25 protein-coding genes are annotated in these 25161 nt (G+C 72.1%); 6 read left to right on the forward strand and 19 right to left on the reverse strand.

The annotated features are described in order from the left end of the window. Positions 1-324: 324 nt before the first annotated feature. The 4 genes from AB0L21_RS05675 to AB0L21_RS05690 form a co-directional block, all read right to left on the reverse strand. Positions 325-1449 (reverse strand): GuaB3 family IMP dehydrogenase-related protein, encoded by a 1125-nt coding sequence (locus AB0L21_RS05675; RefSeq protein WP_365704651.1) that lies wholly within the window; start codon positions 1447-1449, stop codon positions 325-327. Between the two features lie 117 nt (positions 1450-1566). Further along, positions 1567-3072: an IMP dehydrogenase gene (gene guaB, locus AB0L21_RS05680; RefSeq protein WP_030641280.1), complete on the reverse strand. Its 1506-nt coding sequence runs from the start codon at positions 3070-3072 to the stop codon at positions 1567-1569. A 164-nt stretch (positions 3073-3236) separates the two neighbouring features. Then, positions 3237-3824 carry a sigma-70 family RNA polymerase sigma factor gene (locus AB0L21_RS05685; protein WP_030641278.1) on the reverse strand — a complete coding sequence of 196 codons (588 nt, stop codon included), beginning with the start codon at positions 3822-3824 and terminating at the stop codon, positions 3237-3239. 727 nt (positions 3825-4551) lie between these two features. Beyond that, complete coding sequence (locus AB0L21_RS05690) at positions 4552-5163, reverse strand: response regulator transcription factor (protein WP_003948568.1); 612 nt, start codon at positions 5161-5163, stop codon at positions 4552-4554. Between the two features lie 381 nt (positions 5164-5544). On the opposite strand from AB0L21_RS05690, the gene AB0L21_RS05695 reads away from it, so the two are divergent. Continuing rightward, positions 5545-5874, forward strand: a complete 330-nt coding sequence (locus AB0L21_RS05695; RefSeq protein WP_030641276.1) for a WhiB family transcriptional regulator — start codon at positions 5545-5547, stop codon at positions 5872-5874. Between the two features lie 219 nt (positions 5875-6093). Here AB0L21_RS05695 and AB0L21_RS05700 read toward each other — a convergent pair whose 3' ends face one another. Beyond that, positions 6094-7008, reverse strand: a complete 915-nt coding sequence (locus AB0L21_RS05700) for a LysR family transcriptional regulator (RefSeq protein WP_365704649.1) — start codon at positions 7006-7008, stop codon at positions 6094-6096. An 80-nt stretch (positions 7009-7088) separates the two neighbouring features. On the opposite strand from AB0L21_RS05700, the gene AB0L21_RS05705 reads away from it, so the two are divergent. From AB0L21_RS05705 to AB0L21_RS05715, 3 genes are all read left to right on the forward strand, one after another. Further along, positions 7089-7757 (forward strand): MOSC domain-containing protein, encoded by a 669-nt coding sequence (locus AB0L21_RS05705; protein WP_365782435.1) that lies wholly within the window; start codon positions 7089-7091, stop codon positions 7755-7757. A 74-nt stretch (positions 7758-7831) separates the two neighbouring features. Next, on the forward strand, positions 7832-8605 hold the full coding sequence (locus tag AB0L21_RS05710; protein WP_365782437.1) for an SDR family oxidoreductase: 774 nt from the start codon (positions 7832-7834) through the stop codon (positions 8603-8605). Positions 8606-8679: 74 nt separating this feature from the next. Beyond that, the gene (locus tag AB0L21_RS05715) at positions 8680-9387 is read left to right on the forward strand and encodes an ester cyclase (RefSeq protein ID WP_365704643.1); all 708 of its coding nucleotides are present in this window, start codon (positions 8680-8682) and stop codon (positions 9385-9387) included. Between the two features lie 76 nt (positions 9388-9463). Here AB0L21_RS05715 and groL read toward each other — a convergent pair whose 3' ends face one another. The 4 genes from groL to AB0L21_RS05735 form a co-directional block, all read right to left on the reverse strand. Beyond that, positions 9464-11092, reverse strand: coding sequence for a chaperonin GroEL (groL, locus tag AB0L21_RS05720; protein ID WP_365704641.1), 1629 nt, complete (start codon positions 11090-11092; stop codon positions 9464-9466). 118 nt (positions 11093-11210) lie between these two features. Next, a complete protein-coding gene (gene groES / locus AB0L21_RS05725) occupies positions 11211-11519 on the reverse strand; it encodes a co-chaperone GroES (protein WP_039652762.1) in 309 nt (102 codons plus the stop codon). Positions 11520-11764: 245 nt separating this feature from the next. Beyond that, positions 11765-12577 (reverse strand): polysaccharide deacetylase family protein, encoded by an 813-nt coding sequence (locus AB0L21_RS05730; RefSeq protein WP_365782439.1) that lies wholly within the window; start codon positions 12575-12577, stop codon positions 11765-11767. Next, positions 12574-13485 carry a polysaccharide deacetylase family protein gene (locus tag AB0L21_RS05735; protein WP_365782441.1) on the reverse strand — a complete coding sequence of 304 codons (912 nt, stop codon included), beginning with the start codon at positions 13483-13485 and terminating at the stop codon, positions 12574-12576. The genes AB0L21_RS05730 and AB0L21_RS05735 overlap by 4 nt, the downstream gene beginning before the upstream one ends. 90 nt (positions 13486-13575) lie before the next feature. Between AB0L21_RS05735 and AB0L21_RS05740 the strand changes: the two genes are divergently transcribed. Then, complete coding sequence (locus AB0L21_RS05740) at positions 13576-14796, forward strand: methyltransferase domain-containing protein (RefSeq protein WP_365782443.1); 1221 nt, start codon at positions 13576-13578, stop codon at positions 14794-14796. 3 nt (positions 14797-14799) lie between these two features. Here AB0L21_RS05740 and AB0L21_RS05745 read toward each other — a convergent pair whose 3' ends face one another. The 8 genes from AB0L21_RS05745 to tsaB all read right to left on the reverse strand — a co-directional run bounded on the left by AB0L21_RS05745 (position 14800) and on the right by tsaB (position 22400). Beyond that, on the reverse strand, positions 14800-16056 hold the full coding sequence (locus tag AB0L21_RS05745; RefSeq protein WP_365782445.1) for an RNA polymerase sigma factor: 1257 nt from the start codon (positions 16054-16056) through the stop codon (positions 14800-14802). Between the two features lie 43 nt (positions 16057-16099). Further along, entirely contained in the window at positions 16100-16456 is a 357-nt protein-coding gene (locus AB0L21_RS05750) for a YciI family protein (protein ID WP_365704631.1), read from the reverse strand. Between the two features lie 669 nt (positions 16457-17125). Then, positions 17126-18181 (reverse strand): LCP family protein, encoded by a 1056-nt coding sequence (locus AB0L21_RS05755; RefSeq protein ID WP_365782447.1) that lies wholly within the window; start codon positions 18179-18181, stop codon positions 17126-17128. A 367-nt stretch (positions 18182-18548) separates the two neighbouring features. Beyond that, positions 18549-19580 (reverse strand): LacI family DNA-binding transcriptional regulator, encoded by a 1032-nt coding sequence (locus tag AB0L21_RS05760; RefSeq protein WP_365704627.1) that lies wholly within the window; start codon positions 19578-19580, stop codon positions 18549-18551. Positions 19581-19875: 295 nt separating this feature from the next. Further along, a complete protein-coding gene (locus AB0L21_RS05765) occupies positions 19876-20133 on the reverse strand; it encodes a hypothetical protein (protein ID WP_365782449.1) in 258 nt (85 codons plus the stop codon). Next, complete coding sequence (tsaD, locus tag AB0L21_RS05770) at positions 20130-21221, reverse strand: tRNA (adenosine(37)-N6)-threonylcarbamoyltransferase complex transferase subunit TsaD (protein WP_365782451.1); 1092 nt, start codon at positions 21219-21221, stop codon at positions 20130-20132. Before tsaD ends, AB0L21_RS05765 begins: the two co-directional genes overlap by 4 nt. Beyond that, complete coding sequence (gene rimI, locus AB0L21_RS05775; protein WP_365704679.1) at positions 21214-21714, reverse strand: ribosomal protein S18-alanine N-acetyltransferase; 501 nt, start codon at positions 21712-21714, stop codon at positions 21214-21216. The genes tsaD and rimI overlap by 8 nt, the downstream gene beginning before the upstream one ends. Positions 21715-21743: 29 nt before the next feature. Further along, on the reverse strand, positions 21744-22400 hold the full coding sequence (tsaB, locus tag AB0L21_RS05780; RefSeq protein WP_365704621.1) for a tRNA (adenosine(37)-N6)-threonylcarbamoyltransferase complex dimerization subunit type 1 TsaB: 657 nt from the start codon (positions 22398-22400) through the stop codon (positions 21744-21746). A gap of 124 nt (positions 22401-22524) precedes the next feature. Here tsaB and AB0L21_RS05785 point away from each other — a divergent pair, with 124 nt between their 5' ends. Next, on the forward strand, positions 22525-23079 hold the full coding sequence (locus AB0L21_RS05785) for a hypothetical protein (RefSeq protein ID WP_365704619.1): 555 nt from the start codon (positions 22525-22527) through the stop codon (positions 23077-23079). A 324-nt stretch (positions 23080-23403) separates the two neighbouring features. Here AB0L21_RS05785 and tsaE read toward each other — a convergent pair whose 3' ends face one another. Continuing rightward, entirely contained in the window at positions 23404-23916 is a 513-nt protein-coding gene (tsaE, locus tag AB0L21_RS05790; RefSeq protein WP_365704617.1) for a tRNA (adenosine(37)-N6)-threonylcarbamoyltransferase complex ATPase subunit type 1 TsaE, read from the reverse strand. Beyond that, positions 23882-25141, reverse strand: coding sequence for an alpha/beta hydrolase (locus tag AB0L21_RS05795; RefSeq protein ID WP_365704615.1), 1260 nt, complete (start codon positions 25139-25141; stop codon positions 23882-23884). The genes tsaE and AB0L21_RS05795 overlap by 35 nt, the downstream gene beginning before the upstream one ends. Positions 25142-25161: the final 20 nt, after the last annotated feature.

Below are 25161 nucleotides of genomic sequence, written 5' to 3' on the forward strand. Positions count from 1 at the left end.
GGCGGGTGGAGCCCACCGCAGCAGGCACTGCGGCAGGCTCCGGAGAAGTGATTGGAGTGTCCACCCCTAGTTCGCGTGGGGGTGGCCGCTCACTTCCCGTAGATCCACAAGACGGGGCACCCAGCGGAACTGGGTCGCCGATCACGGACACTACCGCCCCACTACGCCCGTTCGGCCCACATTCGCCCCGAACGCAACCACGCGCCCCCTCTCGTACAACGCGCCCCCGTTCAGGCCCACTTGACCACGCCTGGGCATGCGAAAGGGCCGGTCACCCACCCTGGATGACCGGCCCTTCAGGCGTCGCAGCGACCGCCCCGGCGACTACCGCCGGTGCTGGCTGTCCGCCACCGTCACCTCGACCCGCTGGAACTCCTTCAGCTCGCTGTAGCCGGTGGTGGCCATGGCGCGGCGCAGGGCGCCGAAGAAGTTCATCGAGCCGTCCGGGGTGTGGGACGGGCCGGTGAGGATCTCCTCGATCGTGCCGACCGTGCCGAGGTCGACCTTCTTGCCGCGGGGCAGCTCCTCGTTGACCGCCTCCATGCCCCAGTGGTGGCCCTTGCCGGGCGCGTCCGTGCCCCGGGCCAGCGGGGAGCCCATCATCACGGCGTCGGCGCCGCAGGCGATGGCCTTGGGCAGGTCGCCGGACCAGCCGACGCCGCCGTCCGCGATCACGTGCACGTACCGGCCGCCGGACTCGTCCATGTAGTCACGGCGGGCCGCGGCCACGTCGGCGACGGCCGTGGCCATCGGGACCTGGATGCCGAGGACGTTGCGCGTGGTGTGCGCGGCGCCGCCGCCGAAGCCGACGAGGACACCCGCGGCACCCGTACGCATCAGGTGCAGGGCCGCCGTGTACGTGGCGCAGCCGCCGACGATCACCGGGACGTCCAGCTCGTAGATGAACTGCTTCAGGTTCAGCGGCTCGTGCGAGGACGACACGTGCTCCGCCGAGACCGTCGTACCCCGGATGACGAAGATGTCCACGCCCGCGTCCACGACCGCCTTGGAGAACTGGGCGGTGCGCTGCGGCGACAGCGCGGCGGCGGTGACCACGCCGGAGTCCCGCACCTCCTTGATGCGGGCGCCGATCAGCTCCTCCTTGATCGGTGCCGCGTAGATCTCCTGGAGGCGGCGGGTCGCCTGCTCGGCGGGCAGCTCGGCGATCTCGTCCAGCAGCGGCTGCGGGTCCTCGTACCGCGTCCACAGGCCTTCGAGGTTGAGCACGCCGAGGCCGCCCAGCTCGCCGATGCGGATCGCGGTGGCCGGGGAGACCACGGAGTCCATGGGGGCGGCCAGGAACGGCAGCTCGAAGCGGTAGGCGTCGATCTGCCAGGCGATCGAGACCTCCTTCGGGTCCCGCGTACGGCGGCTGGGGACGACGGCGATGTCGTCGAAGGCGTACGCCCGGCGGCCGCGCTTGCCGCGCCCGATCTCGATCTCAGTCACGTTGGTGGCCTTTCCCTATGCGTTGCAGCGCCTTCCAGTATCGCCGACGGGTACGACAACGGCGGCCCCGGATGCTCCGGGACCGCCGATGGCACGAGCCTCACGCGCGCGTGGGCGTCACTTCTTGCTGCTGTAGTTCGGCGCCTCGACCGTCATCTGGATGTCGTGGGGGTGGGACTCCTTCAGGCCGGCCGAGGTGATCCGCACGAACCGGCCCTTGGACTCCATCTCCTCGATGGTGGCGGCGCCGACGTAGCCCATGGTCTGGCGCAGGCCGCCGACGAGCTGGTGCAGCACGTTGGCGAGCGGGCCGCGGTAGGGCACCTGGCCCTCGACGCCCTCGGGCACGAGCTTCTCGTCGGCGGTGACGTCGGCCTGGAAGTAGCGGTCCTTCGAGTACGACCTGCCCTGGCCGCGCGACTGCATGGCGCCCAGCGAGCCCATGCCCCGGTACGACTTGAACTGCTTGCCGTTGATGAAGAGCAGTTCGCCCGGGGACTCCTCGCAGCCGGCGAGGAGGCTGCCCAGCATCACCGTGTCGGCGCCGGCGGCCAGCGCCTTGCCGATGTCCCCGGAGTACTGCAGGCCGCCGTCGCCGATCAGCGGGATGCCGGCGGGACGGGCCGCGAGGGACGCCTCGTAGATGGCGGTGACCTGGGGGACACCGATGCCGGCGACGACACGGGTGGTGCAGATGGAGCCCGGGCCCACGCCCACCTTGATGCCGTCCACACCGGCGTCGATCAGCGCCTGGGCGCCGTCGCGCGTGGCGACGTTGCCGCCGACCACGTCGACGTTCACGCTCGACTTGATCTTCGACATCCAGCTCAGGGCGTTGCTGTTGTGGCCGTGCGAGGTGTCGACGACCAGGAAGTCCACACCGGCCGCGGCGAGCGCCTGGGCGCGCTCCAGCGCCTCGGGGCTGGCGCCGACGGCGGCACCGACCAGCAGCCGGCCCTCGGCGTCCTTCGCGGCGTTGGGGTACTTCTCGGCCTTGACGAAGTCCTTGACCGTGATCAGGCCCTTGAGGACGCCCTCGTCGTCCACCAGCGGCAGCTTTTCGATCTTGTGCTTGCGCAGCAGTTCCATGGCCTCGGGGCCGGAGATGCCCACCTTCCCGGTGACGAGCGGCATCGGGGTCATGACCTCGTGCACGCGCCGGGTGCGGTCGCTCTCGAAGGCCATGTCCCGGTTGGTCACGATGCCGAGGAGCTTGCCGGCCGGGTCGGTGACCGGGACGCCGCTGATGCGGAACTTCGCGCACAGGGCGTCCGCCTCGGCGAGCGTGGCCTCCGGGTGCACCGTGATCGGGTCGGTGACCATGCCGGACTCCGACCGCTTCACCAGGTCGACCTGGTTGACCTGGTCCTCGATGGAGAGGTTGCGGTGCAGCACACCGACGCCGCCCAGCCGGGCCATCGCGATCGCCATGCGGGACTCGGTCACCTTGTCCATCGCCGCCGACAGCAGCGGGATGTTCACCCGGACGTTGCGGGAGATGCGGGACGAGGTGTCGACCGCGTTGGGGAGCACCTCGGATGCGCCCGGCAGCAGCAGCACGTCGTCGTAGGTCAGCCCGAGTGTCGCGAATTTACCGGGCACTCCGTCGACGTTTGCAGTCATGACACCTTCCCCAAATGGCCTTGATCGGTGCGGATGTCCATGCTAACGGGAAGCGTCGCTAGCAAATTCCACGGTACGGGGTCGCTTCAGGCTTCGTATGTTCGTACGGAAACGGCGGCGCACCTGTTCAGCGCAGGAGCTACTTCAGGCTCCGCGCAGGGGGTTCACTGTTCGGCGAGCGCCCTCAGGCGGCTCAGGGCTCGGTGCTGGGCCACGCGGACCGCACCGGGTGACATTCCCAACATCTGCCCCGTCTCCTCCGCGGTCAAGCCCACGGCGATGCGCAGCAGGAGCAGTTCGCGTTGGTTCTCGGGGAGGTTGGCCAGCAGCTTCTTGGCCCACTCGGCGTCGCTGCTGAGCAGGGCGCGCTCCTCGGGGCCGAGGGAGTCGTCGGGGCGTTCGGGCATCTCGTCGGACGGCACCGCGGTCGACCCCGGGTGGCGCATCGCCGCGCGCTGGAGGTCGGCGACCTTGTGGGAGGCGATGGCGAAGACGAACGCCTCGAAGGGGCGGCCGGTGTCGCGGTAGCGGGGCAGGGCGAGGAGGACCGCCACGCAGACCTCCTGGGCGAGGTCCTCCACGAAGTGGCGCGCGTCGCCGGGCAGCCGCGACAGCCGGGTGCGGCAGTAGCGCAGCGCCAGGGGGTGGACATGGGCGAGCAGATCGTGCGTGGCCTGCTCGTCCCCGTCGACGGCACGATGCACGAGCGCACCGATCGCCCCATGGGCCGTGCCCGCCTCGTCGTCGCGCATCGGTCCATGGTGCCCTGCGGCCGTCCGGTCCGTCGCATCGTGCTCGTGGTTGTGCACCGAAGCGTTATGAGCAGGTGCGCCGGCACTCATTCCCTGCGCCCTCCCCTTCCGCTCGACCGACTCGTCCCCGAGAGACTCCACATCTCAAGGATGCGGCATCCGCGCCGAAACGAGCAGCGCGCGTGTGGCGGGCCGCCTTGCACGCGCCCTCACGGCGTTCGGCGGGGTGGTGCGCCGGAGCGGTCACGCGCCCCCGTTCGGCGCCGTTGTGCGCCGGGGCGGTCGCCCCGGCGACGCGTTCCCCCGGCTGGCGAGCTCGCCGCCGACTACTACGACTTTCGCCACCGACTTCTACGACGTTCGCGCCGACGACGGTTCGCCCCTCTACGACGGTTCGCCCGCCGGTGCGGGACCCGGACGGCTGGGACAGCTGGGGCGACCAGGGCGGACCGGGACGGCCGGAATCACCCGGACAGCCCCGTCCACCGAGCGGCATCGCAGCCCGGTACGGCACCTCCCGGTGACCCGCGCCCCGTACGGCGCCCGCTCGCACACCACCGGCGGGCACCACGAACCCGGGTTGCACACGAGACCGAAGGACCGGACGAACCCCGGGCAAGCCCGGCCGTCTTCGAGGAGCGGTCGGCCGGCCACCCGCACAGGAACCGCGGGCGCGGACGGCACCGGATGCCCCCGGTGCCGAGCGGCCCGCCCGGCCTCGCGCGCGCTAGCGGACCAGTCCCCAGCGGAAGCCGAGGGCCACCGCGTGCGCCCGGTCCGAGGCGCCGAGCTTCTTGAACAGGCGCCGGGCGTGCGTCTTGACGGTGTCCTCGGAGAGGAACAGCTCGCGGCCGATCTCGGCGTTCGAGCGGCCGTGGCTCATGCCCTCCAGGACCTGGATCTCCCGCGCGGTGAGCGTGGGCGCGGCGCCCATCTCGGCCGAGCGCAGCCGGCGCGGGGCGAGGCGCCAGGTGGGGTCGGCCAGCGCCTGGGTCACCGTGGCACGCAGCTCCGCGCGCGAGGCGTCCTTGTGCAGGTATCCCCGCGCACCGGCGGCGACCGCGAGGGCGACGCCGTCGAGGTCCTCGGCGACGGTGAGCATGATGATGCGCGCGCCCGGGTCGGCGGACAGCAGCCGGCGCACGGTCTCGACGCCGCCCAGACCGGGCATGCGCACATCCATCAGGATGAGGTCGGAGCGGTCGGCGCCCCAGCGGCGGAGGACTTCCTCGCCGTTGGCCGCCGTCGTCACACGCTCGACACCGGGCACGGTCGCGACCGCGCGGCGGAGCGCTTCTCGGGCAAGCGGGGAGTCGTCGCAGACGAGGACGGATGTCATGACCGCCCTCCGCAGCTGATGCGCGTCACCTTGAGCCTCCAGGCTGGTACGGAATCGTCACCTGTGCGGTCGACCGTCTCGGACGCCTGCCCGAGCACTTGTGTTTTCAACCGCCTCCGCACTCTCAACGACGGTCACTCGAAAGAGTTACGGGCCCGCGTGCCGTCTTCGGCACTCTACGTGAGGGCTTCGACACGGTGCAGACATGCTCGACGGACCCACAACTTTTCATCACAACCTATGACCCGTTCGGCCCCTTTTCTTCCCGTTTCGTAGTGTCCGGGGCTAGATTCGCAATGAGTCATATTTTCATCTCCTTAGACCGGAGATGTACGGTCGTTGGCACCGTATCCGCCCAGAACGGCGACAAGGGGTCACGTAATGGCAGATTTCTCCCGCCTTCCCGGACCGAACGCGGACCTGTGGGACTGGCAGCTGCTGGCTGCTTGCCGCGGGGTGGACAGCTCGCTCTTCTTCCACCCGGAGGGCGAGCGCGGGGCGGCTCGGAGCGCTCGCGAGAACTCGGCCAAAGAGGTCTGCATGAGGTGCCCGGTCCGTGCGGAGTGTGCGGCGCACGCGCTGGCGGTGCGCGAGCCGTACGGCGTCTGGGGCGGCCTGACCGAGGACGAGCGTGAGGAGTTGATGGGGCGGGCGCGCAACCGCCTGGTGGCGGCCTCGACCACCAGCGGGGACACCGCCTCGGATCACTGAAGGAACGTTTCTGCACCACCTATCGGAACAGCATCCACTTCCTTACCGGGCACGCACGCGCGTGCCCGTGGCCCGTCCGGGCGGCCCCGCGTCTCCGCCGACCCCCCTCTTCGCCGCGCCCCCGCGTCTCCGCCGCCCCCCTCTTCGCCGCGCCCCCGCGTCTCCGCCGCCCCCCTCTTCGCCGCGCCCCCGCGTCTCCGCGACCCCCGCGACTGCGGACTACCCCTGGCCGCGCCCTGCCGCCCGCGCCGTCCGGGCCAGCTGCTCCAGCGTGGCCGACACCGCCGGCACCTGGGCCAGGTCGGGCAGGGTGAGGGCGACGATCTCCCGCCGTACCGCCGGTTCCAGCCGTACCGTGCGCACGCCCCGCGGCCGTACCGACTCCACGGCCAGCTGGGGCAGTACGGCGACGCCCAGGCCGGCGCCGACCAGGCCGACCACGGCCGGATAGTCGTCGGTGGCGAAGTCGATGCGCGGGGTGAAGCCGGCCCCCTCGCACACCTCGACCAGCTGGCCCCGGCAGCGCGGGCAGCCCGCGATCCAGGGCTCGTGGGCCAGCTCGCCGATGGCGACGGTGTCCGCGCGCGCGAGCCGGTGCCGTTCGGGCACCAGGGCGACCAGGCGGTCCGTCAGCAGGGGGCGCACGACGAGGTCGTCCCAGTCCTCGGCGACCGCCGCCCCCTCGTAGCGGAAGGCCAGGGCCAGGTCGCAGTCGCCTTCGCGCAGCAGTTCCACGGACCTCGGCGGTTCGGCCTCCTCCAGAAAGACGCGGGTGCCCGGGTGGGCCGCGCGCAGGGCGGCCAGGGCGGTGGGGACCAGGGTGGAGCTGCCGCTGGGGAAGGAGACCAGCCGGACCCGGCCCGCGCGCAGGCCGGCGATGGCCGCGACCTCCTCCTCGGCCGCCGTGAGCCCGGCGAGGATGCCGGAGGCGTGCCGGACCAGGGCCTCACCGGCCTGGGTGAGGCGCATCTCGCGCCCGGTGCGGACCAGCAGCGGGGTGCCGACCGAGGCTTCCAGGGCCTTCATCTGCTGGCTGACGGCGGGCTGGGTGCAGCCCAGCTGGCGTCCGGCCGCCGAGAAGGAACCGGTGGTGGCGACGGCGCGCAGGACGCGGAGATGACGGGCCTCGATCACCTGTCGAGCATAAGGCAGCCTTGGGCGAGGTGCCCGATAATGCGTCGACACTTTGGGACCGGATCGCTTACCGTGCCGGGATGAAGCTTCTCTCGGTCAACCTGGGCCGGCCCCGGCGGGTGCCCTACACGAATCAGCCGGACGGTCTCACCGGCATCGACAAGCACCCGGCCGACGGACCGGTGCGGGTGGCGGCGCCCGGGCCCAGGGGTATCGGCGCGGGCGGGCTCACCGGGGACGCGGTGTGTGACACGCGCTACCACGGCGGGGACGACCAGGCGGTGTACGCGTACGCCCGGGAGGACCTCGACGCCTGGGAGCGCGAACTCGGCAGATCGTTGGCCAATGGTTGCTTCGGCGAGAACCTCACGACGGACGGTCTGGACGTCTCCGGGGCGCTGATCGGAGAGCGCTGGCGGATCGGTTCCACCGTCGTACTGGAGGTGACCTCCGGCCGCGTTCCGTGCGCCACCTTCCAGGGCCATCTGGGCGAGCGCGGCTGGGTCAGGAGATTCACGCGGAAGGGCGCAACAGGTGCCTACCTCCGGGTGATCGAGCCGGGTGAGATCCGGGCGGGCGATCCGGTCGAGATCGTGCAGCGGCCGGACCACGGGGTGACGGCGGCGATGCAGTTCCGCGCGGTCACCACCGAGCGGCAGCTGCTGCCCCGGCTGCTCGCGGCGGGCACCGCGCTGCACAGCGAGACGCTGGCGAAGGCCCGGAAGTACGTGGCGGAGCACGGGGCCTGACAGCCCGCGGGCAGACCACCGGGCACAGCGCGCGGACCGCGGAGGCTGTCGGTCCGGGTCACTACGCTTGGGCCATGACAACGGCTCTGATTACGGGATCGACCGCGGGGATCGGTGCCGCGTTCGCGCGGCGGCTGGCGGCTGACGGGCATGACCTCGTCCTGGTCGCGCGGGACACCAAGCGGCTGCGCGAGCAGGCGACGGAACTGCACGACCGGCACGGCATCGAGGTGGAGGTGCTGACCGCCGACCTGGCGCAGGACAAGGGCATCGAGGCGGTGGCCGACCGGCTCGGCGACCGGAAGAACCCGGTCGACCTGCTGGTCAACAACGCCGGCTTCGGCAACAAGGGCCGCTATCTGGAGGTACCGATGGCGGACGAGCTGCGGATGCTCAAGGTGCACTGCGAGGCGGTGCTCCGGCTGACGTCGGCGGCGGCCGAGGCGATGCGCGAACGCGGCCGGGGCGGGGTGGTGAACGTCGCCTCGGTGGCCGCGTTCCTCCCGCGCGGCACGTACGGCGCGTCCAAGGCGTGGGTCGTGCAGTTCACCCAGGGCGCGGCCAAGGACCTGGCCGGCAGCGGGGTCCGGCTGATGGCGCTGTGCCCGGGGTTCGTCCGCACCGAGTTCCACCAGCGGGCCGGGATGGGCACGGACAACATCCCCGGCTGGATGTGGCTGGACGCCGACAAGCTGGTCGCGGCGGCCCTGTCCGACCTCGCGCGCGGCAAGACGCTGTCCATCCCCGATCCCCGGTACAAGGCGCTGATGGGCCTGGTGAAAGTGACGCCGCGCGGACTGCTGGGCGGGATCAGCTCCCGGACCGGGCGCAAGTACGGGCCGCAGTAGCGGGCGGGTGTCGCCGCCGTCCCGGTGGGAAAATGGGCGGGACGGTACCGGACCAGGGGGGCCGGAGGCGGCGCATGACCTTCGTACAGCTCATCGAGTGCAGGACGAGCCGGCTGGACGAGATGAACCGGCTCATGGACGACTGGGTCCAGCAGACCAAGGGGAAGCGGACGGCGACGCACGCGGTGGTCGGCACGGACCGCTCGGACGCGTCGCACGTCGTCGAAGTGGTGGAGTTCCCGTCGTACGAGGACGCGATGCGGAACTCGAACCTCCCGGAGACCGACCGGATCTTCCGGGGCCTGGTCGCGCTGTGCGACGAGATGCCGACGTTCATCGACCTGGACGTCGTACGGGACGAGAGCCTGTCCGAGGGCATGGTGCGCGGGTTCTTCGAGGCGCTGTGCGCCGAGGGCGAGCTGCCGCCGCTCAACGACCTGCTGGACGAGGACATCCACAGCCATGATCCGCTGAACCCGCAGGACACCATCGGGCTGGACAACGTCCGCGCCGAGTTCCGGATGTGGCGCGGCGCCTTCGACTACGCGTTCACGGTCGAGGACGTGCTCGCCCAGGGCGAGCGGGCCTGCGCGCGGTGGACCTGGTACGCCACGCACCAGGGCGATTTCCTGGGGATCGCGCCCACCGGCAGGCAGGTCACCACGACCGGGATGACGCTGTTCCGGTTCGGCGACAACGGCAAGATCGCCGAGCTGTGGTGGCAGCACGACCAGCTGGGGCTGATGCAGCAGCTGGGGGCGCTGGACGCGTTGGAGCAGTAGAGGCGCCGGAGCAGTGGACAGGGCGAAGGCCCGGCCCCCGTCCGGGGTGCCGGGCCTTCACTCGGGAGCGCTGGGCTCAGTGGGCGTGGCCGTGGCTGTGGCCGTGGCCGGCGGCCTCCGGCTCCTCTTCCTTCTTCTCGACGACCAGGGTCTCGGTCGTGAGCAGCAGGGAGGCGATGGAGGCGGCGTTCTCCAGGGCGGAGCGGGTGACCTTGACCGGGTCGATGACGCCGGCCTTGATCAGGTCGCCGTACTCGCCGGTGGCGGCGTTGTAGCCCTGCCCCTTGTCCAGGTCCTTGACCTTGGACACGATGACGTAGCCCTCCTGGCCGGCGTTCTCGCCGATCCAGCGCAGCGGCTCGACCACGGCGTTGCGGACCACGGAGACACCGGTGGCCTCGTCGCCGGACTTGTCGAGGTTGCCGTCCAGCACCTTGGAGGCGTGGACCAGGGCGGAGCCACCACCGGAGACGATGCCCTCCTCGACCGCGGCGCGGGTCGCGGAGATGGCGTCCTCCAGACGGTGCTTCTTCTCCTTCAGCTCCACCTCGGTGGCGGCGCCGACTTTGATCACGCACACGCCGCCGGCCAGCTTGGCGAGGCGCTCCTGGAGCTTCTCGCGGTCCCAGTCGGAGTCGGTGTTCTCGATCTCGGCCTTGATCTGCGCGATCCGGCCCTGCACGTCCTCGGACTTGCCGGCGCCGTCGACGATCGTGGTGTCGTCCTTGGTGACGGTGACGCGGCGGGCGGAGCCGAGCACGTCGATGCCGACCTGGTCGAGCTTGAGGCCGACCTCCTCGGAGATGACGGTGGCGCCGGTGAGGACGGCCATGTCCTGCAGCATCGCCTTGCGGCGGTCGCCGAAGCCGGGGGCCTTCACCGCGACGGCGTTGAAGGTGCCGCGGATCTTGTTGACGACCAGGGTCGACAGGGCCTCGCCCTCGAGGTCCTCGGCGATGATCAGCAGGGGCTTGGAGGAACCGGCCTGGATGACCTTCTCCAGCAGCGGCAGCAGCTCCGTGATGGCGGAGATCTTGCCCTGGTGGATGAGGATGTACGGGTCCTCCAGGACGGCCTCCATGCGCTCCTGGTCCGTCACGAAGTACGGCGACAGGTAGCCCTTGTCGAAGGCCATGCCCTCGGTGAAGTCCAGCTCCAGACCGAAGGTGTTGGACTCCTCGACGGTGATGACACCGTCCTTGCCGACCTTGTCCATGGCCTCGGCGATCAGCTCGCCGACCTGCTGGTCCTGGGCGGACAGCGCGGCGACGGCGGCGATGTCGGACTTCTCGTCGATCGGGCGGGCCGAGGCCAGCAGGTCGTCGGAGACGGCCTTGACCGCGGCGTCGATGCCCTTCTTCAGGGCGGCCGGGGAGGCACCGGCGGCGACGTTCTTCAGACCCTCGCGGACCAGCGCCTGGGCGAGGACCGTGGCGGTGGTGGTGCCGTCACCGGCGATGTCGTTGGTCTTGGTCGCCACCTCCTTCACCAGCTGCGCGCCGAGGTTCTCGTACGGGTCCTCGATCTCCACCTCACGGGCGATCGTGACACCGTCGTTGGTGATGGTGGGGGCGCCGAACTTCTTGTCGATGACGACGTTGCGGCCCTTGGGGCCGATCGTCACCTTGACGGTGTCGGCAAGCTTGTTGACGCCGCGCTCAAGGGCGCGACGGGCGTCCTCGTCGAACTTCAGGATCTTCGCCATGGCAGCGGGAGCCCTCTCGGAAATCTGTGGGTGAAAAACGCCGCGCCCCGGGCGCCCGGCTTCTTATCGATCGCGGGGGCCAGGGGCGCAGCTGCAAGCAGAGAGTCGCTTGAGGTGATTACTTCTCGATGATCGCGAGCACGTCGCGAGCCGAGAGGACGAGGTACTCCTCGCCGTTGTACTTCACCTCGGTGCCGCCGTACTTGCTGTAGAGGACGACGTCGCCGACCTTGACGTCGAGCGGAAGGCGCTCGCCGTTCTCGAACCGGCCCGGGCCCACGGCGAGGACGGCGCCCTCCTGGGGCTTCTCCTTCGCGGTGTCCGGGATGACCAGGCCAGAGGCCGTGGTCTGCTCGGCGTCCAGCGGCTGGACCACGATGCGGTCCTCGAGCGGCTTGATGGCAACCTTGGAGCTGGCGGTCGTCACGATCCGACCTCCCCCTTCGGAGATCTCACGGGGTTAACTGTCTGAGGTGGCGACCAGGTCGATCCGTCGTCGCGGGTGCCGGACCTGCCCGTCGCGTTTATCTGGCACTCTCCAGGGGGGAGTGCCAGAGCCGAGACTATGACCGCGATTAGCACTCGGTCAAGCGGAGTGCCAATTGCCGTGCGGCGCGTCGGCAGCGAACGGCGCGCGCGAGTGCCCGGGCGCCCCGCGTGACGGGCCGGCATTCACAGGTAGTCCTCCAGGCGCCCCACCGTCAGGCCTCTCTCCTGGGCCTTCCTCAGCACCGTGACCGTGCGTTCCCGCAGGGAGGGGCCCGTCGACTCGTCGGGGCCCACCAGGACGATGTCGCCGGGGCGGAGGTGGTGGGGGCCGTGGGTGTAGGCGAGGCCGGCCGGGGTCAGGGCGGCGCGCCACAGGACGAGCGCGGAGATGCCGCAGTCGGCCGCCGCGCGCAGGGTGGTGCGGTCGTAGGAGCCGTAGGGCGGGCGGAAGAGGCGGGGGCGGACGCCGAGGGCGGCGCGGAGGCGGTCCTGCTGACCGCAGATCTCGGCGCGCTGTCCGGCGTACGGCAGTCCGGCCGGGGCCCGGTGGTCGACGGTGTGGTTCCCGATGCCGGCGCCGAGGGCGCGCAGGCGGGCGAAGTGGCGGTAGCCGGGGGCGGCGACGCTGTCGGTGAGGAACAGGGTGACCGGGAGCCGGAGTTCGCGGACCATGTCGACGAAGCGGGGGTCCCGCTCGGCGCCGTCGTCGTACGTGAGGAAGACGACCGGGTCGCGGGTGGGGACGTGGTCGGCCACGGCGGGCGGGGCGCCGGCCCCGGGGTGCTCGGCGAGCGGGCGGGCCGGGTGCACCGGGGAGCGGACGAGGGGCCGGGTCAGGCCCCAGAAGCGGTAGCGGTGGTCGGAGGCGGTGGCGTGCGGGCGTACCCCTTCGGCGGCCCTCTTGCCGAGGCGTTCGATGGGGTCGACGGACTGGGCGCAGCCCGTCAGGAGCAGGGCCGCGGCGAGGACCGCGGCCGGGCCCCGGGCGCGCCTCACAGGTAGTCCTCCAGGCGGGCCACGGCGTAGCCCTCGCGCGTGACCTTGTTCAGGAAGCGGCGCATGTCGTCCACCATCGTGCCGTCCCAGTCGTCCCGGCCGCGGAAGTGGGTGAGCACGATGTCGCCGCGGCGCAGCCGCTTGTCGTCCTCGCGGTACTCCCAGTGGTCGACGAAGACCTCCTCGTTCCAGATCGGCGCGTACTTGATGCCGCATTCCTTGGCGGCGACCAGGGTGTCCTGGTTGTAGTTGCCGTAGGGCGGGCGGAAGACGGTGGGCGCCTTGCCGAACTGCTTCTTCATGACGGCCTGCATGCCGCAGATCTCGTCCTTCTGCTCCTCGTAGGACAGGCCCGGCAGGTAGGGGTGGTGCAGGGTGTGGTTGTCGAGGGTGTTGCCGTAGGACCGCATCTTCCGGAAGTAGGCGTAGTCGTCCTTGACGAGGTAGTCGCTGAGGAAGGCGGTGTACGGGATCTTCAGCTCACGCATCATGGCGAGGAAGCGCGGGTCCTTCTCGGCGCCGTCGTCGATCGTCAGGAAGACGACCTTGTTCCGGGTGGGGATGGTCGTGAAGACCGGGGGCAGGTTCCAGTCCTCCTGGTGGTCCACCTCGAATCCGTCGCGGGCGGTGATCCTCGGCTTCACCGTGGGGGGCGGCGGAGGCGTGAGCGGGACCTGGTCCAGCCCCCAGCGCCGGGCGGCGGCGGCCAGCCGGGCGTGTTCGGCGGCCCGGCGCGCCGCCGGGTCCTGGGGCTGGGCGGGGCCGCCCTGGCCGGACGGGGCGCGCACGGACTCGGGCCCGGCGCAGCCGGAGAGCAGGGTGGCGGTGGCCAGCGTGACTGCTCCGCCCCCGAGGGCCAGTCGCCGCAGACAAGTCCGACTTTTGTCATTTTGTACTACTGCTCGCATGGTGCCGGATCCTCCCAGGCCCCGGCCCGCGACCCCGGACGACACCGCCGCCGGAGGCGCACCATCCACCGACTGGCCCACAATGACCCGGTGAACGACCTCGCTCTGCTCCTCACCCCCGAAGGCCGCGCCCTCCTCGACGAGGTGCGCGACACCGAGCCCGCGCAGGAGCTGGCCGTGGCCACCCGGCTGCGCCGCGAGCACCCGGCCGAGCTGGTCTCCGCCGCGCTCGGCCAGGCCCGGCTGCGGCAGCGGGCGGTGGCGAAGTTCGGGGCCGAGGACGCCGGGCGCATGTTCTTCACGCCCAACGGGGTCGAGCAGTCGACGCGGGCCTCCGTGGCGGCGTACCGGGCCGGGCGGCTGAAGCAGCTGGGCGTGACCTCCCTCGCCGACCTGTGCTGCGGGATCGGCGGGGACGCCATCGCGCTGGCGCGGGCCGGGATCCGGGTGCTGGCCGTGGACCGGGACCCGCTGACGGCGGCCGTGGCGCGGGCCAACGCCGAGGCGCTGGGGCTGGCCGGCCTGATCGAGGTGCGGGAGGCCGACGTCACGGAGGTGGACACCGCCGGGTACGACGCGGTGTTCGTGGACCCCGCGCGCCGGGGCGGGCAGGCAAGAGGGGCCGCGCGCAGCGCGTCGGTGAAGGGCGGTGGCCGGGCGACGGGCGGGCGCGTTTTCGATCCGGAGGCGTACTCGCCGCCGCTGTCCTGGGCGGTCGAGACGGCCCTCAAGGCGCCCCGCGCCGCGCTGAAGATCGCCCCGGGCATCCCGCACGAGGTGATCCCGGCCGCGGCCGAGGCCGAGTGGGTCTCCGACGGCGGGGACGTGAAGGAGGCGGTGTTGTGGTTCGGGACGGGAGCGCCGGGCGCGGTGCGGGCCACGCTGCTGCCGGGCCCGCGCACGCTGCTCGGCCGCGGGCTGCCCGATCCCGCGGTCCGGCCGGTGGGGCGGTACCTGTACGAGCCGGACGGCGCCGTGATCCGCGCGCACCTGGTCGCGGAGGTGGCCGAGGAGGTCGGCGGCGGGCTCCTGGACCCGACCATCGCGTACGTCACCGCCGACGAGGCACGGCCCACGCCGTACGCCACCGCCTACGAGATCACCGACCGGCTCCCGTTCAACGTGAAGAAGCTGAAGGCCCTGCTGCGCGAGCGCGAGGTCGGCACGCTGACCGTGAAGAAGCGCGGCTCGGCCGTCGAGCCGGAGGAACTGCGCCGGAAGGTGAAACCGCAGGGGCCGAACGCGGCCACCGTCTTCCTCACCCGCGTCGCCGGCGCGCCGACGATGCTGATCGGCCGTCCGCTCGGCTGACGCTCAGCCGCACGCACGCGCCCTGCGCGACAGCAGCTGCCGTTCCCTCTCGTTGTGGGTCAGGGCCGCCGCCCGGAGGAACTCCTCGCGGGCCTCGGCGGTGCGGCCGAGGCGGGAGAGGAGGTCGCCGCGGACACTGGGCAGCAGGTGGTAGCCGCGCAGCGCGGGCGCGTCGGCCAGGGCGTCCACCAGCCTCAGGCCCGCCGCCGGGCCGTCGGCCATCGACACGGCGACCGCGCGGTTCAGCTCGACCACCGGGGACGGCGCGCGGACGGCCAGCAGGCCGTACAGGGTGGCGATGGCGCGCCAGTCCGTCTCCTCGTACGTGTACGCGCGCGCGTGACAGGCGGCGATGGCCGCCTGGAGGGTGTACGGGCCCGGGGGGCCGCTCGCGGTGGCCTCGGCGCGGTCGAGGGCACGGATCCCGCGCGCGATGAGCATCCGGTTCCAGCGACGGCGGTTCTGGTCCTTCAGCAGCACCGGTGCGCCGTCGGGTCCGGTGCGGGCGGTGGCGCGGGACGCCTGGAACTCCAGCAGCGCGGCCAGACCGTGCACCTCGGGCTCCTCGGGCATCAGCGCGGACAGCACCCGGGCCAGCCGCAGCGCGTCCTCGCACAGGCCGGGGCGCAGCCAGTCGTCGCCGGCGGTGGCCGCGTAGCCCTCGTTGAAGATCAGGTAGATGACGTCCAGCACGGAGCCGAGGCGGGCCTCGCGGTCGGGGCCGTACGGCACCTCGAAAGCGACGTTCCGCTTCGCCAGGGTGCGCTTGGCGCGGACGATCCTCTGGGCGACCGTCGGCTCCGGGACCAGGTAGGCACGGGCGATCTCGGCCGTGGTCAGGCCGCCGATCAGGCGCAGGGTGAGCGCGGTGCGGGCCTTCGGCGACAGCACCGGATGGCAGGCGGTGAAGACCAGCCGGAGCAGGTCGTCGTCGATGTCGTCCGGGTCGGCCGGTTCGTCGTACGACGGCGGGGTCGTCTCCAGGTCGCGGCCGAGCTCGGCGAGTTTGCGGGCGTAGGTCTCGCGGCGCCGGATCAGGTCGACGGCCCGGTGCCGGGCGGTGGCCATGAGCCAGGCACCGGGGTTGTCCGGCACGCCGTCCAGCGGCCACCGCTCCAGGGCGGCGACCAGGGCGTCCTGCGCCAGCTCCTCGGCGATGCCGACGTCCCGGACGATCCGGGCGACGCCGGCGATCACCCGGGGCGACTCCAGGCGGAAGACGGTCTCGATGGCGTGCGCGGTGGCGGGCTGTGTCTCCACAGCCCCCCATGCAACACCCTGGACGGCGGCGGGCCAAACGGGCTCAGCCCTCGACGATCTCCCGCAGTTCGCAGGCGAACTGCCACTCCGGGCCGTGGATCTTCAGGAAGCGCTGGGTCCACTCCAGTGCCTCGGCCCGGTCCTTGCACTGCATGAGCGCGTAGCCGCCGACGACCTCCTTGGACTCGGTGAACGGGCCGTCGGTCACGGAGACCTTCTCGCCGTCCCAGTCCATCCGGACGGCCTCGGCGGACGGGGTGAGCCCGGCGGTGTCGAGCAGGACACCGGCCTTGGTCATCTCCTCGATCAGCTCGCCCATCCGCCGCATCAGCTCCGCGCTGGGGCCCCCGGCGGGGCCGGCGGACTCGTCGATGCGCACGAGCGACAGGTAGCGGGGCATGGTGACTCCTTCGGTCGGGCGGCGGGTCCGTTCCCGCCGCTCACCCCTTGCGTCGAACGGGAGACACCCGGATCGACACGCTCGCGGAAAAAATCCGCGGGATTTTTTCCGCCGTCCCGACGACCCACCGTTCCTTCGGCGCGAAGCCGGACGACGCCTTCGGGTACGGCGTCCCGACCACCTTCCCGCCGAAGACGGCGCCCCCGTCCGCGCCCGGGCCGGCCGGACGTCCACGCAGCACCCGGACCGCACCGTCGCCGCCCTCGCCGGGGGCGGCGGCCAGGTCGGCGTGGCCGTCGCGTCGGAGTCGCCGGTCCGGGTGCCGGCGGCGGGGACCGACGTGCCGCCGGCCGGGCCGCGCGGGCCGTCTCGGACGACGACCCCGTGCCGACCCAGGCCGGCGTACGCGTCGCCGCCCAGGCCGCCCTCGCAGAGCTGGACCCCCAGGCCCTCGCCATCGGCGGGGCGCCGAGGATGCCGGCGGTGGCACGGTGGACGGTCGGGTGGTGCCGATCGGCAGGTTGGCGTGGCCGTCGGCTCATGGATCGGAGCCGCGCTCCCCGGTGGTGGGGTGGACGTGGCCGGGACGGTGAACCCGGGGGCGGTCGGGCCCGGGGCCGCCGGGAGATCCCCACGGGCGTGCGAACGTGAGCGGCCGAGAACTACGGCTCAGCGCAGGGAGGCCCAGAGGTCGTTCGCCGCCGGCTCCTCGGCGACGACCCGGTTGGGGTCGGAGGGTGCCGTGACGACCGGCATGGTCACCGTCCGCACCCGGTCGGCGGTCAGCCCCTTCAGGCTCCGGCCGAGGCTCACCAGCTCGTTCAGGGAGTTCAGGCCGGTGTCGGTGGTGAGGCTGGTGGTGACGGCGTCGGCGACCTGGTACAGCCGGGCCGGGTCGGAGAGCAGGCCCGCGCCGGACATCTGCTCCAGCAGGGCTTTGACCAGCGTCTGCTGGAGCCCTATGCGGCCCAGGTCGCTGCCGTCGCCTATGCCGTGCCGGGTGCGGGCGAGGGCGAGGGCCTGCGTGCCGTCGAGGTGGTGGGTGCCGGCCTTGAGGTGCAGGTGGCTCTTGTCGTCGTCGATGTCCTGGCCGGTGGTGACGTCGACCCCGCCGAGCGCGTCGACCAGCTCGGCGAAGCCGGAGAAGTCGATCTCCAGGTAGTGGTCCATGCGGACACCGGTGAGGGACTCGACGGTCTTCACCGCGCACACCGGGCCGCCCACCGCGTAGGCGCTGTTGAACATGGCGCCGTACGCCGGTGCCGTGCTGCCGCCGGAGGTGAGCGGGCAGGACGGGCGGGTGACGAGGGTGTCGCGGGGGATGCTGACGACGGTGGCCTTCGTCCGGCCCGCGTCGATGTGCACGACCATCGCGGTGTCGGACCGGGCTCCGCCGCTGTCGCCGCCGCCCAGCTCCTGGTTGTCCTTGCCGCTGCGCGAGTCCGAGCCGAGGACCAGGATGTTCAGGGCGCCGGTGGGCAGCGGGGAGGTGTCCGCCGAGGCGGTCGCGGACGGGGTGACCACGGCCCTGGCCGGACGGTCGTCGCCGAGTGCGCTGTCGATGTCGACGCTTGTGATGTTGCGGTTGACATGCCAGTAGGCCCAGCCGGCCGCCGCCACGCCCAGCACCAGGGTGCCCGTCAGAGTGAGGCCGGCGATCTTCAGCGCTCTCGATCGCCGGCCCACCCGTCTGCCCGCGTCGCCTTGCTCCTCGTGTCGCGTCACCACAGGAACATAAGTCCGAATTATTAGCGGACTGTTAGCGGAAGCCGTCCGAGTCGGTTTTCTTGGCGAATTCTCATCCAGCGTCACTGTCGGTACCGGATTGCCGCCGTTCCAGGACGCGTTGAAGCCGAAGGTCACCGAACCGCCGTCCAGCACCGACCCGTTGCAGGAGGCGTTCGCGCGGCGACGCCCTCAAGGGTTCGTGGACGACGTCCCAGGCGGCGATAGCAGGGGCCGGTGACGGCGGTGCCGACGACCTTGCACGGCAATCCGAAAGTTTCGGCTCTGTAACCGATCTACTTCGAAGCAGTGCGGGGTGACCACCGGTACCCGTCGATAACCCTCGGCGCCCGTCGTAGCCGTACCGCTAAGCGGCCGGAGGCACGTCCGTGCTGGACCGCACCACCAGACTCGTCGCCAGCTCCACCCGGGTCGCCGCCCGCTCCTCCCGCTCGCTCCCCAGCTCCAGCACCAGCCGGGCCGCGGCCTCGGCCATCTCGGTGAGCGGCTGCCGTACGGTCGTCAGCGGCGGGCCCACCCAGCGGGCCACCGGCAGATCGTCGAAGCCGACCACGCTGAGGTCCTCCGGGACGCGCAGGCCCAGCTCACGGGCGGCCTCGTACAGGCCGAGCGCCTGCAGGTCGTTGCCCGCGAAGACGGCGGTGGGCCGGTCCGGGCGGCGCAGCAGCTCCAGGCCCAGGCGGTAGCCCGCGTCGTGGTGGAAGTCGCCGGCCACGACGAGGGAGGGGTCGGCGGGCAGTCCGGCCGTCTCCAGGGCGGCCCGGTAGCCGTCGACCCGGGCGCGGCTGCACATCATCCGGGTCGGGCCGCTGATCGCGCCGATCCGGGTGTGGCCGAGTTCCACCAGGTGGCGGGTGGCGGCGAGACCGCCCTGCCAGTTGGTGGCTCCGATGGACGGCACGTCCGGGCCCGGGTCGCCGGCCGGGTCCATCACCACGAACGGGATGGAGCGGCTGGTCAGCAGCGCCCGCTGGGACTCGTCGAGCTCGGAGAGCACCAGCACCACGCCGTGCGGGCGGCGGGCGGCGACCTGGTCGGCCCAGGTGCGGCCGGGGGTGAGCCGGCCGGCGGACTCGGACAGGACCACGCTCAGCCCGGCGTCCCGGGCGACGTTCTCCACACCTCGGATGACCTCCATCGCCCAGGCGCTCTCCAGCTCGTGGAAGACCACGTCGATCAGGGGCGAGCGGGAGGCCTCGGCGCGGCGGCGCCGGTAGCCGTAGGCGCGCAGCAGCTCCTCGACACGGGTGCGGGTCGCGGGGGCGACATCGGCCCGGCCGTTGAGGACCTTCGAAACAGTCGGAGCGGAGACCCCCGCCTCGCGGGCGATCTCGGCGAGGGTCGCCGTCTGGGTTTCTGCGGGCTTCGAGGGCTTCATGCCCGGGATCGTATCGCCGCCGGACCGCTTGACGAAGCCCTCGGCATGCCGGAGTCCATCGAAATATTCGAATGATCTAGTGAAACATTCGCCCCTCGGCCGTGAAACGCGAACACCCCGCCGCCGGGAACCCGGGGGCGGGGTGTCGAATGGAGCGCCGGGCAGGCCTTGCACCTGCATCTCCCCGCAGGAAGCGGGACGTCTTTCCTTGGACCACCAACGCACTGCGTCCGAACCGGTGTTCCGGCCGTTCGCTGTGTGATGATCATAGCGCAGTCGGGGCCGTTTCCCCAACTCAGCCCTCCGTCACCGCCTCGAACCGCCACCGGTGCACGGCCCGGGTCACCAACTCCTGGCCCGGCTCCGGCAGTTCGGGGAGCGGGGCGTCGTACGGCGCGTCCCACCACGTGATGACCAGCACCCGGTCCTGCGGCGCGCGGAAGGTCTCGCGGCGCAACGGCTCGGCGGCGAGGGGCTGTTCGCGCACCCAGGCCAGCAGGTCCGCGCCCCGGCCCTCGGCCGCCCGGGCCTCCCACATCAGGGCGACGGTCACGAGTAGAGGTTCTCCTTGCTGATCTCGTGCACATGGTCGTGGTCGTGGCCGGGCACATGCGGGTCGGTCACCGGCAGGGAGGAATCGGCCGACAGGTCCCAGCTGGACGCGGCCCGGTCACGGGCGACCATCTCGGCGCCGAGCGCGGCCACCATCGCGCCGTTGTCCGTGCACAGCTTGGGGCGCGGCACGCGCAGCCGGATGCCGGCCGCCTCGCAGCGCTCCTGGGCGAGGGCGCGCAGCCGGGAGTTGGCCGCCACACCGCCGCCGATCATCAGGTGGTCCACGCCCTCGTCCTTGCAGGCACGGACGGCCTTGCGGGTCAGTACGTCGACGACGGCCTCCTGGAAGGAGGCGGCCACGTCACGGACCGGGACCTCCTCGCCGGCCGCGCGCCTGGCCTCGATCCAGCGGGCCACGGCGGTCTTCAGGCCGGAGAAGGAGAAGTCGTACGCCGGGTCGCGCGGGCCTGTCAGGCCGCGCGGGAAGGCGATGGCCTCCGGGTCGCCCTCCTTGGCGTACCGGTCGATGACCGGGCCGCCGGGGAAGCCCAGGTTCAGCACGCGGGCGATCTTGTCGAAGGCCTCGCCGGCCGCGTCGTCGATGGTCGAGCCCATCGGCCGCACGTCCGACGTGATGTCCGCCGACAGCAGCAGCGAGGAGTGGCCGCCGGAGACCAGCAGGGCCATCGTCGGCTCGGGCAGCGGGCCGTGCTCCAGCTGGTCCACGCAGATGTGCGAGGCGAGGTGGTTGACGCCGTACAGGGACTTGCCGAGCGCGTAGGCGTACGCCTTGGCCGCCGAGACGCCGACGAGCAGGGCGCCCGCGAGGCCGGGGCCCGCGGTGACCGCGATGCCGTCCAGGTCCTTGGCGCTGACCCCCGCCTCCTTCAACGCGCGGTCGATGGTGGGGACCATGGCCTCCAGGTGCGCCCGGGACGCCACCTCCGGCACGACACCGCCGAAGCGGGCGTGCTCGTCGACGCTGGAGGCGACGGCGTCCGCCAGCAGGGTGGTGCCGCGGACGATGCCGACGCCGGTCTCGTCGCAGGAGGTCTCGATGCCGAGGACGAGAGGTTCGTCAGTCATGGATATCGGTTCCTTGTACGGGGGCGGAGCCGGCGGCCGAGCCGCTGCCGGGTTCCGTGGTCAGGCGCATCACCAGGGCGTCCACATTGCCCGGCTGGTAGTAGCCGCGCCGGAAGCCGATGGGGGTGAAGCCGAAACGCTCGTAGAGCTTCTGGGCGGGGAGGTTGTCCACCCTGCATTCGAGCATCACCTCGTGGCACTCGAACGCGGTCGCGGCGCGCAGCAGCTCGGTCAGCAGGCGGGCACCGAGGCCGGTGCCCTGGTGGTCGCGGGCGACGGCGATGGTCTGCACGTCGGCCAGGTCACCGGCGGCGGCCAGGCCGGCGTACCCGACGATCCGGCCGTCGGCGGACTCGGCGACGAGATAGCAGCGGGTGGCCTCGGGGCCCCGGGAGTGGGCCAGCTCGGACCAGAACATGCCCCGGGACCAGGCGTCCTCGGGGAACAGGTCCCGCTCCAGCTCCAGGACCGGGTCGATGTCCCACCAGCGCATCTCGCGCAGTCGGGGGGGTGCCGGCTGTGTCACTTGGGGGTGACCACCTTGTAGTTCTTGGGGACCTGGGCGTCCGGCCGGCGCAGGTACAGCGGCCGGGGCGCCGTGAGTTCCTCGCCCGCGGCCAGCTTCTCCGCGGCGAGCGAGGCGAGGGCGGCGGCGGACACGTGCTCGGGCTCGTGGGCGCGCGGGAACGTGTCCGGGTAGAGCAGCGCGCCGGCGCCGACCGCCGGAAGGCCCGCGACCTGCTCGGCGATGTCGGCCGGGCGGTCGACGGCCGGGCCGGTCAGCCGGGTCCGGGAGTCTGCGTACGTGGCCCAGTAGACCTCCTTGCGCCGGGCGTCGGTCGCCACGACGAAGGGGCCCTTGTCGATGTCGGCGGCGTAGGCGAGGCCGTCGAGCGTGCACACGCCGTGCACGGGGACGCCGAGCGCGAGGCCGAAGGTGTCTGCGGTCATCAGTCCGACACGCAGACCGGTGTAGGGGCCGGGCCCGGTGCCGACGACGATCCCGGTGACGGCCTCCAGCTTCAGTCCGGCCTCGGCGAGGACCCGGTCGACGGCCGGCAGCAGCAGCTCTCCGTGCCGGCGCGCGTCCACCTGGCTCGACGAGGCGATGACGTCGGTTCCGTCGTGCAGGGCGACGGTGACGGCGGGTGTTGCGGTATCCAGAGCGAGCAAGAGCACGCGAACAGCCTACGGCTCCCGCGCCGCCCGCAGGGTCGTCCGGGACGGACGGTCACCGACTGCTACCGTCTGTACGAAGTACGACATATGCACCAAATAACGGCGCGAGGCAGAGGTGGCGCAGGTGGCAGGGACCAGCTCGGGGATCGTGGCCGCCCTCACCGCGGCGGCGCTGGGAACGGTCGGTTTCCTCGCCTACCGGGCCCAGGCGACCGTTCCGGCGAGCCTGGGTGCGGGGCCGGCGGTGCACGCGACGCCCACGTCCAAGGCGCCCCGGGACCGGCACCACCCGAGCGCCCTGCCGAGCGGCTCCGGAACGGGTGAACGGGTCGTGTACTCGGTGGACGACGACCGGGTCTGGCTGGTCACCCCCGGGAACCGGGTGCAGCGCACCTTCCCGGTGCGGCCGGGCAGCGTCGATCCGCCGGTCGGCACGTACTGGGTCACGTCCCGCTCCAACACGGCCACCGGCACCGACAGCATCCCCATCGAGCACGTGGTCCGGTTCACCAGCGTGGACGGGGTGGCCATCGGGTTCAGCGCGGCGGTGAACAGCGGCGCCGAGGGCATGGCGACCGACTCCGGCGTGAAGACGGGCGGCATCCGGGAGACGCGGGCGGACGGGGACGCCATGTGGAACTTCGCGACGATCGGCGTGAAGGTCGTGGTGATCCGCTAATCCCCGTGCCGGGACGTGGTGTCGGGCGGCTGCGGGTTCGTCGCGGCCGGGCGTGCCCCCGCGGCGGCAGCCGCATGTCCGGCACGGCCCCGAACCCCTTCCGGGCGCTCGGGCCGCGGCGGCCGGGAGAGGGCGTTCGCCGCGGCGCAGGCCGCCAGCAGATCACGCATGGACACCGGTTGCGCTGCGGGCATGGGACGCCTCCTGAGCTGCGGGGGCGGACGCACTTAGGCACACCTAAGTACGGGCTGGCCCCCATGTCACCACGCCCGGGATGTCCTGCGCAATATCTTGCCGACGGCTTGTCGGAACGTGTCGGCGGTCTCAGCCGGACAGCGTCTCCAGATCCGCCTCGGACCAGCGTTCGCCCAGGCCGGTCACCGTCACGTGCCGCACCTCGTCGGTGGTGTCGCCGACCGCGCGGTGGATCACCACCTGGAGGCGGTCCTCGGTCAGCTCCTCGACCTTGCCCTCGCCCCATTCCACGACGATCACCGAGTCGGGCAGCGAGACGTCGAGATCCAGGTCCTCCATCTCGTCCAGGCCGCCGGAGAGCCGGTAGGCGTCGACGTGCACCAGGGGCGGGCCGTCACCGAGGGACGGGTGCACCCGGGCGATCACGAAGGTCGGCGAGGTGACCGCGCCGCGCACGCCGAGGCCCTCACCGAGCCCGCGGGTCAGCGTGGTCTTGCCCGCGCCCAGCTCGCCGGTGAGCATCACGAGGTCGCCCGCGCGCAGCAGCTTGGCCAGTCGGCGGCCCAGCTCCCGCATCTGCTCCGGGGAGGTGACGGTCAGCTGGGTCTCAGCGGGGTTGTGCGGTGCTGCTGGTGCTTCCATAGCCACTTACGGTAGCCCCTGCGGGCACCGCACCCGCGCGGGTGAGCAGGTCGGCGAGGCGGTCGGTGACCACTTCAGGATGCTCCAGCATCACCAGGTGCCCGGCGTCCGGCACGAGCACCAGCTCGGCGTCGGGCAGCAGGTCGGCGATGGCCTCGCTGTGCTCGCTGGGTGTGACCAGGTCCTGGACGCCGGCCAGCACGAGCACCGGCATGTCCCGGAAGCAGACGAGCGCTCCCGTCTTGTCGTGGTCGGTGAAGGCCGGGTAGAACTCGGCGACCACGTCGATCGGCGTCGACTCGATCATCCGCTCGGCGAAGCGTTCCACGGCCGGGTCGACGTCCCGGCCCGCGAACGAGTACCGCTTGATGATCCCGGCGAACAGGTCGGCGGTGGCCCGGCGCCCCTTCTCCACCCACTCCGCCTGCTGCCCGAGCGCCTTCAGCACCCCGGGGAGGATCCGGCGGACCGCGTTGACGCCGGCCACCGGCAGCCCGAAGTTGACCTCGCCGAGCCGCCCGGACGACGTCCCGACGAAAGCGGTGGCGACGACCCGGTCCCGGATCAGCTCGGGGTACTGCGCCGCGAGGGCCATCATGGTCATGCCGCCCATCGAGTGACCGACCAGCACCACGGGCCCGTCCGGTACGGCGGCGTCGAGGACGGCCTTCAGATCACGGCCGAGCTGGTCGATGGTGACGGGCTCCCGGTCCCGGGTCTGGGCCACGCCCCGGCCGGACCGCCCGTGGCTGCGCTGGTCCCAGTGCACGGTCCGTACGACCCCGCGCAGGGCCGCCCGCTGGAAGTGCCAGGAGTCCATGCTGAGGCAGTAGCCGTGGCAGAAGACGACGGTGACCGGGGCGGGCGCCTTGCGGCCGAAGAGCCGGCGCCGGCGCGGCGAGACGTTCGGGCCGGCGTCGGGCTCGACCTCGTCGACCTCGTAGTACAGCTCGGTGCCGTCGTCGGCGTACGCCTTGCCGGGGGTGCCGCGCAGGGTGCCGTACGGGCCCGCCGAGTCCAGCGCCAGCCGGGCCCTGCGGCGCATCCCGCGCCCCACCGTCATCCGCTCGATGGCGACACCGGCCGCCGCTCCCGCGGCGAGCACGCCTATCGCGGCACCGGCGATGCCGGTCGCCCTGCGCCAGCTCCCGGCCGCCCCCGCGGCGGACGCGGCGGCCGCCGAGGCGACGACGTCCGCCACGACCTCCGCGCTGCTCTCGCTCACGTACCGCTCCTCTTCGCCGT

The organism is Streptomyces sp. NPDC052721, from assembly GCF_040678315.1.
GTDB lineage: Bacteria > Actinomycetota > Actinomycetes > Streptomycetales > Streptomycetaceae > Streptomyces.

What these genes read in the sequence shown, in the direction of transcription:
- guaB (WP_030641280.1), bottom strand. Translation starts at nt 3,072, where the DNA reads ATGACTGCAAACGTCGACGGAGTGCCCGGTAAATTCGCGACACTCGGG.
- AB0L21_RS05685 (WP_030641278.1), bottom strand. Translation starts at nt 3,824, where the DNA reads ATGCGCGACGACGAGGCGGGCACGGCCCATGGGGCGATCGGTGCGCTC.
- AB0L21_RS05690 (WP_003948568.1), bottom strand. Translation starts at nt 5,163, where the DNA reads ATGACATCCGTCCTCGTCTGCGACGACTCCCCGCTTGCCCGAGAAGCG.
- AB0L21_RS05695 (WP_030641276.1), top strand. Translation starts at nt 5,545, where the DNA reads ATGGCAGATTTCTCCCGCCTTCCCGGACCGAACGCGGACCTGTGGGAC.
- AB0L21_RS05705 (WP_365782435.1), top strand. Translation starts at nt 7,089, where the DNA reads ATGAAGCTTCTCTCGGTCAACCTGGGCCGGCCCCGGCGGGTGCCCTAC.
- AB0L21_RS05710 (WP_365782437.1), top strand. Translation starts at nt 7,832, where the DNA reads ATGACAACGGCTCTGATTACGGGATCGACCGCGGGGATCGGTGCCGCG.
- AB0L21_RS05715 (WP_365704643.1), top strand. Translation starts at nt 8,680, where the DNA reads ATGACCTTCGTACAGCTCATCGAGTGCAGGACGAGCCGGCTGGACGAG.
- groL (WP_365704641.1), bottom strand. Translation starts at nt 11,092, where the DNA reads ATGGCGAAGATCCTGAAGTTCGACGAGGACGCCCGTCGCGCCCTTGAG.
- AB0L21_RS05735 (WP_365782441.1), bottom strand. Translation starts at nt 13,485, where the DNA reads ATGCGAGCAGTAGTACAAAATGACAAAAGTCGGACTTGTCTGCGGCGA.
- AB0L21_RS05750 (WP_365704631.1), bottom strand. Translation starts at nt 16,456, where the DNA reads ATGCCCCGCTACCTGTCGCTCGTGCGCATCGACGAGTCCGCCGGCCCC.
- AB0L21_RS05760 (WP_365704627.1), bottom strand. Translation starts at nt 19,580, where the DNA reads ATGAAGCCCTCGAAGCCCGCAGAAACCCAGACGGCGACCCTCGCCGAG.
- tsaD (WP_365782451.1), bottom strand. Translation starts at nt 21,221, where the DNA reads ATGACTGACGAACCTCTCGTCCTCGGCATCGAGACCTCCTGCGACGAG.
- rimI (WP_365704679.1), bottom strand. Translation starts at nt 21,714, where the DNA reads ATGCGCTGGTGGGACATCGACCCGGTCCTGGAGCTGGAGCGGGACCTG.
- tsaE (WP_365704617.1), bottom strand. Translation starts at nt 23,916, where the DNA reads ATGGAAGCACCAGCAGCACCGCACAACCCCGCTGAGACCCAGCTGACC.